This is a genomic window from Methylobacterium sp. J-092 (assembly GCF_022829325.1).
Lineage (GTDB): Bacteria > Pseudomonadota > Alphaproteobacteria > Rhizobiales > Beijerinckiaceae > Methylobacterium.
The window spans coordinates 24,374-32,219 of the sequence record NZ_JAKSXU010000214.1 but is presented as its reverse complement, the minus strand read 5'-3'; the positions used below and the strand labels follow the sequence as shown (position 1 = coordinate 32,219).

Sequence of the window (7,846 nt, the reverse complement as noted above, 5' to 3'; positions counted from 1 at the left end):
CGACGTAGCCGCCGCCCGAAACCGTGGCCGCGGTGTCGGCATTGAGGTTGACCACGTCGTTGCCGGCGTCTCCGGTCACGGTCAGCCCTTGGCCCGTGATGCCGATGGTCTCGTTGCTGTCGGCCTGCAGGTTGATGGTATCGCTGGTGCCGTTGATGTTCACCAGCGAGCCGTCGCTCAATGTGATGGTGGAATTGTTGGCGCTGACGGACTCGTTCTCGGCATTGCCCACCATCTGCACCGATGAGCCCGGGTCGGTGAGGGTGACGCTCGCGCGGTCGCCGCAGAGGCCGACGTAGCCGCCGCCCGAAACCGTGGCCGCGGTGTCGGCATTGAGGTTGACCACGTCGTTGCCGGCGTCTCCGGTCACGGTCAGCCCCTGACCCGTGATGCCGATGGTCTCGTTGCTGTCGGCCTGCAGGTTGATGGTATTGCCAGTGCCAGAAATCGCGCCGCCGGCATTGATTCCAAAAATTATGCTATTTCTGCCCCCATTTATACTTACCGTAGAATCATCCACAACTGCTATCTTTTGGTCGGATTGATTTACAGGGACTTGATTACCCCTTACCGCTGTAATACCGCCTGCCTTACCTTCCTCAAATGATAAAGCATCGTAAGTTGTCGGTGAATCAGATAGATTTCGCAAAGCGTCTTGTGTTTGCCGATCATTGTTAATGAAATTCTGATCTAGCAGATCTTGGTCGATGGCAGGAGCCGAATAAATACTTTTCAAGGCCGCTTGGGGAACATCGAAACCGTCAGATTTCAATATTGTCCCAACGACGGAATTGCTATTGCTGTAAAACGGACTGTATTTTAATCCAAGATCTTGAATTTGATCCAAAGTATTGTAATCTTTTTGCTTTATTGCCTCTATTTCATCATTTGTTCCACTATGCACAACGAATCCAGAATTAGTAAGGGCCGACTCATCGAAATCTCTAGTGCCCCGAACATATGGACCATGATCCGTAACAATATTGCCGAATACACCCAAGCCAGTCAAACTTGATGTTCTCGCTGCTTCTGGGCCCCCTCTTGCATATCCAGTAACTTGCCCATCATCATCCCTATAAATGAGGAACCCGTGGCTCGCGACACCGACGCCATCAGTAGAAGATACGCCAGAGCTCGTTGCCGGCTTGAAAAACAACTCGATCGTCGCCATCGTTGTTTTCCTAGAATGCGCCTGTATAAACAAGATATGTTCCATAATTTATCAACTTTGAATATTGTGGATCATAATATAAAAAACCAAATATCAATAGTTCGTCTAGCGAAAACCTATGACTGTAGGATTTGAGTGTAAGACCGGAGATACCTCCAAAGAGCTGGTAGACCGGTGAATATCCGAGTTATTCCGATACTGTCGGACCTCTTTTTAATCCGAGCCGCTTATCGATATAGTTTTCGTACTCCTTATCGGTTAGGCCGGATCTTACATTTGCGAAATAGTGCGATAGATCGACATCGTAAAGTTCGATTTTTTTGCTCTTATCATCAGAAATTTGCTCGATTGCCTTATCGAACATTGCATCTCTTGTTTTGTCTTCGGTAGATCTGACTGTCCCCACGAACAACCCGATCAGCCCGTAAAAGTTATATACAACAGTAAATAGAATTACTATCGCTATAGAACTCAGAATGAATCCTTGATTAAACTTTTTGATGATGCTCATCTTCTCGCGCCTGTCTAAAACATCAGCGATCAGCATTCACGGCGCAGTGAGGTTTGTCCCTCATGCCCGCCTCCGCGAGATGCTTCGCGATCGGATCGAACAGGACCGCGGTCGCAGGCCGTTGACCTGTTCCGGTATCCGTCTGGGCCGCCGTTCCGGGATGCAATGGCATGGTGTGCGCTGCGACGTTCACGCCCTCCCGTCCGGGCCCACCGCGATCCGGTAGCTGCCATCCTCGGCGCTCAACCGGAGCCCGGCTTCGGGAGACCCGGAATGCAGGCACACCGGGATCGAAAGGCGTTCCGGGCTCCGGATCGCCGGGCTCGTAAGGCGCGCAGGTGTCGTTCGGATCGTAGGCGCTTGCGGCCCTCGTTCCTCCACTGAGAATGTCGACATTGCCGTTCCCATAAAGATAAACCCGTGAGGTACCGGCCCCCTGCATGGCTGCGATATATGACATTGCCTAATTCTCCTGCCTATTCCTCATCTTTGCATTGGTGTGTAAATTGCCCCTCCCCCACGACGGAGAAGTACATCTTTGTGATGCCCGCGATACTGCCGTCCTCAAATGAAAGTTGACTTAGTACATATCTTGCTTGATGCCGATCAGACCATATGGGCTTGATCTCAAGAATGCGAATTTGACCATCAGAGTTTTTGAATCTGACCTCGCTTCCCTGACATTTGTCATACAATGCAGAGCCGATGAAATCTTCTGATGAATGATCCGGCTGATCGAATGGTATAATGTATCTGCGACCTTCGGCTTCGGTGCTGAATATATGAATCTTATAGCTGTGATTATTGTAGATTTCTTTGACATATGTGTCGATGACGATATCGACAGTCTCGGAATTGTGCGTCGCTCTCAAATGCTTTGTCTCTTTTAATTCGACGTATTCCTTTTCGAATGTTTCCGGAGTGATCGATTCGTGCCGGGTTGCGTCATCTGCCCTCACCTCTGCGCGGCCCGGTGTTGCACTGGCAGAAATCAAGTAAAGACATAGATATATCGCGCCGCGCCGTCTTCTCGCGTTCAGGCGTGACGAATGCTTACTGCTCATGCTTGCTCTCCGCCATATGTCGCGCACCCGGTTGTGAGGAAATGGCAAGGCTCGTCGCCTGCCGCATGAAACGTGAGCTGGGGCGGCGGTACCGGAGCCCGACGGCATCGCTCTACGCTAAGCCGCTTCAGCGCACCGCTCGCGCCATCAGAGTATAGAGTTCTGCTGGATCGATGCGTCTTATTATTATGGCCCAACGTCCATCCGTTTCTTGGAACCCGGATCAAGCCAGCAGCCGATGAGTGACGCTTCCCATCGTTCCATCGATTCACGCCTCCATGCCTGTGTGCGCTGCCCCCTATTCGTGCGAAGGAAGACAACCTGAGTTCGACGACGGCGAACGCGGCCAAGCCGAGGACCAGCACGTCGAGCGTGATCGGACCTCGTCGACCGCGCCTCGAACCAAGCAGTTGCGGTCGGGAACCAAGTAAGATCGAGGCGCCCCCGCCGTGCCCTCGCGTGCGCCGAGGGGGAGGAGATCGCCGGACCAGGCCCGCGCGAGCGCGTCCGCGCTCCTGGCCGTCGGGGGCCTCGCCGGGTCGCTGGTCAGGGTGCGGCCGGGACGCGTTCCTGGAGGTTAGGAGGCTGGCCGAGGCGTCCGTCGTCGCGGCCGATGCGAGCGATGCCGATCGGGCGTCGATGCGCGGCCGCGAGGATCGAGAGGACCGCGGAGACCGTATCCGTATCAACGAAGGATCTACTACCGGGATCCGCGTTGATAGTGTCCAGCCGACCAATTGCGCCAGTGATTTGCATAAGGATCCTGCCCTTATCCAAGCAATCGAAGCTCACGCCGCCGGGAAGCGGCTAGGATCGAATCCCGCTCACGTCAAGCATGTTTTCTTATATCCGCACTTGAATAATGCCTTTTGAATGATGGGCGTCGGCCGACATGAGAAGCGCGCATGCCATGTGCGCGTCGCGGAATGCGCCGAATGCCAGCGGGAAGCCTGTATCCGAATCCCTCGAAATAGGATCTTGCATTCATTTAGGCGTTATTTCTGATCGTTAACAAAGTCTCTCGCGGCCTTGACTCATGACCATGGTTTTTGAGAAAACGGGCCTACAGATGCCATATCGATCCTAGGCATCCGGCTAACGTTCCTAGCCGAGGGGGAGCATCGGTTTTGCTCGATCAGGCCGCGCATTCATCCGACGATCATCGGACCGGACAGCAGCAAAACGCGCTGATCGACACGGGCGGCCTCTCCCTCGCCATCGTCGCCGCGGTTCATCGGCGGCCGCTGGACCTGTCCCGGATCGCGCACGAGACCGGACGCCCGGGACAGCCTCTGACGCTATCGGAACTGGTCCTGGCCGCGCGGCGCAGCCACTTCCGCGCCCGAGCGGTTCGATCGCGGCCGGCCCGCCTCGCCGCGCTTCCGCTGCCGGCCATCGGCCGATCCCGCGACGGCCGGTTCTTCGTGCTGGCCCGCCGGCAGGACGATCGCACCTTGGTGCAGCGGCCCGGCGAGGCGCCCGCCGTCTGGACCGATGCGGATCTGGCGCAGGAATGGTCGGGCGAGCTCGTCCTGTTGACCAGCCGTGACGGGGCGCCCGGCCCGCACGAGACTCGCTTCAGCCTCGCCTGGTTCCTGCCGGCCGCCGCCCGGTTCAAGGCCCTGTTCGGCGAGATCCTGGCGGTCTCCTTCGTCATCCAGCTCCTCGGGCTCGCCGCCCCCCTGTTCTTCCAGGTCGTGGTCGACAAGGTGCTCGTGCACAAGGGGCTGACCACCCTCGACGTGCTGGTGCTCGGGCTCGTGGCCGTCACCGGCTTCGAGGCGGTGCTCGGCTACCTGAGGACCCATGTCTTCGCGCATACCACCAGCCGGCTCGACGCCGTGCTGGGCGCGCAGGTGTTCCGGCACCTGCTCGACCTGCCGATCGCGTACTTCGGCGCGCGCGCCACCGGGCAGACCGTCGCCCGGATGCGCGAGCTGGAGAACGTGCGCCAGTTCCTGACCTCGTCGGCGATGACGCTGACCGTCGACCTCGTGTTCTCGTTCGTCTTCCTGGCGGTGATGACCAGCTACAGCCCGAGGCTGACCCTGATCGTCGTGCTGGGGCTGCCGCTCTACGTCGCCCTGAGCCTGATTCTCACGCCGATGCTGCGGCGACGGGTCGACGAGAAGTTCCGGCAGGGCGCCGCGCAGCAATCGTTCCTCGTCGAGAGCCTGGCGGGCATCGAGACCGTGAAGGCCATGGCGATCGAGCCGCAGGCGCGCCGGCGCTACGAGGAGGGGCTGGCCGCCTACATCGCCGCCTCGTTCCGGGTGGTGTCGCTCGCCGCCGCCGGCAGCCAGGCCATCCAGCTCGTGGCCAAGCTGACGACGGCGATCGTGCTGTGGTTCGGTGCGCACGACGTGATGGACGGTGCCCTCACGATCGGGGCGCTGGTCGCGTTCAACATGCTGGCCGGGCAGGTCAACCAGCCCGTCCTGCGGCTGGCCCAGCTCTGGCAGGACTTCCAGCAGTTCCGCCTCTCCGTCGAGCGCCTGGGCGACATCCTGAACACGCCGACGGAACTCGCCGGCACCGGCACCCGCCAGGACCTGCCGCCGCTGCGCGGCGCGATCCGGCTGGAGGGCGCGAGCTTCCGCTACCGCCCCGACGGCCCCGAGGTCCTGCGCGCCGTCGACATCGCGATCCGGGCCGGCGAGGTGGTCGGCGTCGTCGGGCGCTCCGGCTCGGGCAAGTCGACCCTGACGCGCCTGATCCAGCGCCTGCATGTGCCCGAGCGCGGCAAGGTGCTGATCGACGGCGTCGACCTCGCCCTGATGGACCCGGCCTGGCTGCGGCGGCAGGTCGGCGTGGTGCTGCAGGAGAACGTGCTGTTCGCCCGCACGGTGCGCGAGAACATCGCGCTCGCCGATCCGTCGCTGCCGATGGAGCGGGTGATCGCGGTGGCGCAGCTCGCCGGAGCGCACGACTTCATCCTGGAGCTGCCCCAGGCCTACGACACCGTCCTGGAGGAGCGCGGCGCCAACCTCTCGGGCGGTCAGCGCCAGCGGATCGCCATCGCCCGGGCGCTGGCCACCGATCCGCGCATCCTGATCTTCGACGAGGCGACGAGCGCCCTCGACTACGAGAGCGAGCGGGCGATCCAGGCCAACATGCGCGCGATCTGCCGGGGGCGGACGGTGCTGATCATCGCCCATCGGCTTTCGACGGTGCGCGGGGCGGACCGCATCCTGGTGATGGACCGCGGCCGGCTCGCCGAGGAGGGCACGCACCAGGATCTCGCGACCCGGCCCGGTGGGCTCTACGCCGGCCTCGTCGCCGTGGCGGGAGGTTGACGATGGGCCAGGTTCACCCCTTCCCGATCCCCGAGGCCGGCAGGGCGACGGCGCGGGCCTTCCTTCCGGCCCACCTCGAGCTGCTGGAGACGCCGGCCTCGCCGACCTTGCGGGCGACCGGCTGGGTCCTGATGGCGCTGGTCGCCGGCGCCGTCGGCTGGGTCTGCTTCTGCGAGATCGAGATCGTCGCCACCGCGCAGGGGCGCGTCGTGCCGGTCGGCGAGGTCAAGCTGGTGCAGCCGCTGGAGACGAGCGTGGTGCGCGGCATCCACGTGCTCGAGGGACAGCATGTCGCGGAGGGCGAGGTGCTGGTCGACCTCGACCCGACGGAGGCCTCGGCGGACCTGGAGGCCACCCGCATGGAGCGGATGCAGGCGCTCCTCGACGCGGAGGCCGCGCGCCTGCTCCTGAGCGAGACGCCCGAGCCGGTGATCGCGCCCTTGGCGGAGGTGGAGCCGGCCCTGCTCGCGGCGACGCAGGAGCAGGTGCGGCTGCAGATGAGCGAGCACCGCGCGGCCCTGGCCGAGCTCGGCAGCGAGATCGCCGACAAGACTGCGGCCCTCGCCGCCAAGGCGTTCGAGACGGCCAGGAACACCGAGCTGACCCCGCTGGCCGAGGACCGCTACGCGACGCAGAAGGGCCTGTACGATCGCGGCAACGCCTCGAAGCTCAATCTGCTGCAGGCGCAGTACGACCTGATCGACAAGCAGACCGAGAAACGATCCCTGCCCGAGCAGGCGCATCAGCTCCGTGCGGAGATCGCGGGACTGGAGCAGAAGCGGACGCAGGTGCACGCGCAGTTCCTGAAGGAGGCGGCCGACCAGCGGGTGAAGGCGCTCCAGAAGGTGGCGGTGGCCGACCAGAGCCTGCGCAAGGAGCGCCAGCGCGAGGCTTTGCGGCACTTGCGGGCTTCGGTGTCGGGCGTGGTGCAGGACCTGAAGGTGCACACCCTCGGCGGCGTGGTGAACGCGGCCGAGAGCCTGATGACGATCGCGCCGGACGCGGCGCGCCTGGAGGTCGAGGCGTTCCTGCCGCACCGGGAGATGGGGTTCGTGCGCGAGGGCCAGCGGGCGGAGACGAAGCTCGAGGCGTTCCCGTTCACGCGGTACGGCACGGTGCCGGGCGCGGTCCGGCTGGTGAGCCGCGAGGCGAGCGTCGCGCCGAAGCCGCCGGGGCAGGCGCCAGCGCCGACCGCATCCGGCGATGGCGAGGGACAGGGCTACCGTCTCCTCGTCTTGCTGGATCGGGCGCAGGTCCGCGCGGAAGGGGCGGAGGTGGCGCTGCGGCCGGGGATGACGGCGCAGGTCGACATCGCCACGGGCAAGCGCCGGATCATCGCCTTCCTCCTCGATCCCATCGAGAAACACGTCTCGGAGGCAGGACATGAACGATAAATAAATCTAGCAAAAACCACAAGCAGATTCTTAAATAAATTTAACTTAGTCCAAATGAGGACCTACATGCGGAACACTAGAGTCCTAAAGTTGGCAACTACAACATCCATAATTCTGATACCACTATTCCTTACATCAGCTTATTACTTCAGTAAAATCAATAACGGCCAGAGAAACTACTATGCGGATTTATCTATTATTTTATCATGCGTAGATATACTACCTTTTGTCGCGTCACTATGGCTTATACTGACAAGACACGAAGAGTTGGTGTCAAGCATAATGAAAGTATATAACAAAAGGCCGATGACATATTTCATAGTGCTGAACTCGTCCATAGTTTTTATGATGTTTATTGTTAAAAAGTTTTTATGACCAAATAATAAAACAAATCAATACGAAGACGATAG

The 7,846-nt window shown here is 60.6% G+C and carries 5 protein-coding genes; 2 read left to right on the top strand and 3 right to left on the bottom strand.

All coding sequences use genetic code 11. The features are described 5' to 3' along the window. The 3 genes from MKK60_RS27235 to MKK60_RS27225 form a co-directional block, all read right to left on the bottom strand. On the bottom strand, positions 1–1,171 hold a 1,171-nt coding region (locus MKK60_RS27235), incomplete at its 3' end, for a hypothetical protein (RefSeq protein WP_243989186.1). 187 nt (positions 1,172–1,358) lie between these two features. Beyond that, complete coding sequence (locus tag MKK60_RS27230; RefSeq protein ID WP_243989185.1) at positions 1,359–1,718, bottom strand: hypothetical protein; 360 nt, start codon at positions 1,716–1,718, stop codon at positions 1,359–1,361. 440 nt (positions 1,719–2,158) lie between these two features. Further along, positions 2,159–2,746, bottom strand: a complete 588-nt coding sequence (locus MKK60_RS27225; protein ID WP_243989184.1) for a hypothetical protein — start codon at positions 2,744–2,746, stop codon at positions 2,159–2,161. 1,127 nt (positions 2,747–3,873) lie between these two features. Between MKK60_RS27225 and MKK60_RS27220 the strand changes: the two genes are divergently transcribed. Together MKK60_RS27220 and MKK60_RS27215 are read left to right on the top strand one after the other, a co-directional pair. Further along, complete coding sequence (locus tag MKK60_RS27220; RefSeq protein ID WP_243950904.1) at positions 3,874–6,042, top strand: type I secretion system permease/ATPase; 2,169 nt, start codon at positions 3,874–3,876, stop codon at positions 6,040–6,042. A 2-nt stretch (positions 6,043–6,044) separates the two neighbouring features. After that, a complete protein-coding gene (locus MKK60_RS27215) occupies positions 6,045–7,436 on the top strand; it encodes an HlyD family type I secretion periplasmic adaptor subunit (protein WP_243989183.1) in 1,392 nt (463 codons plus the stop codon). Positions 7,437–7,846 lie beyond the last annotated feature (410 nt).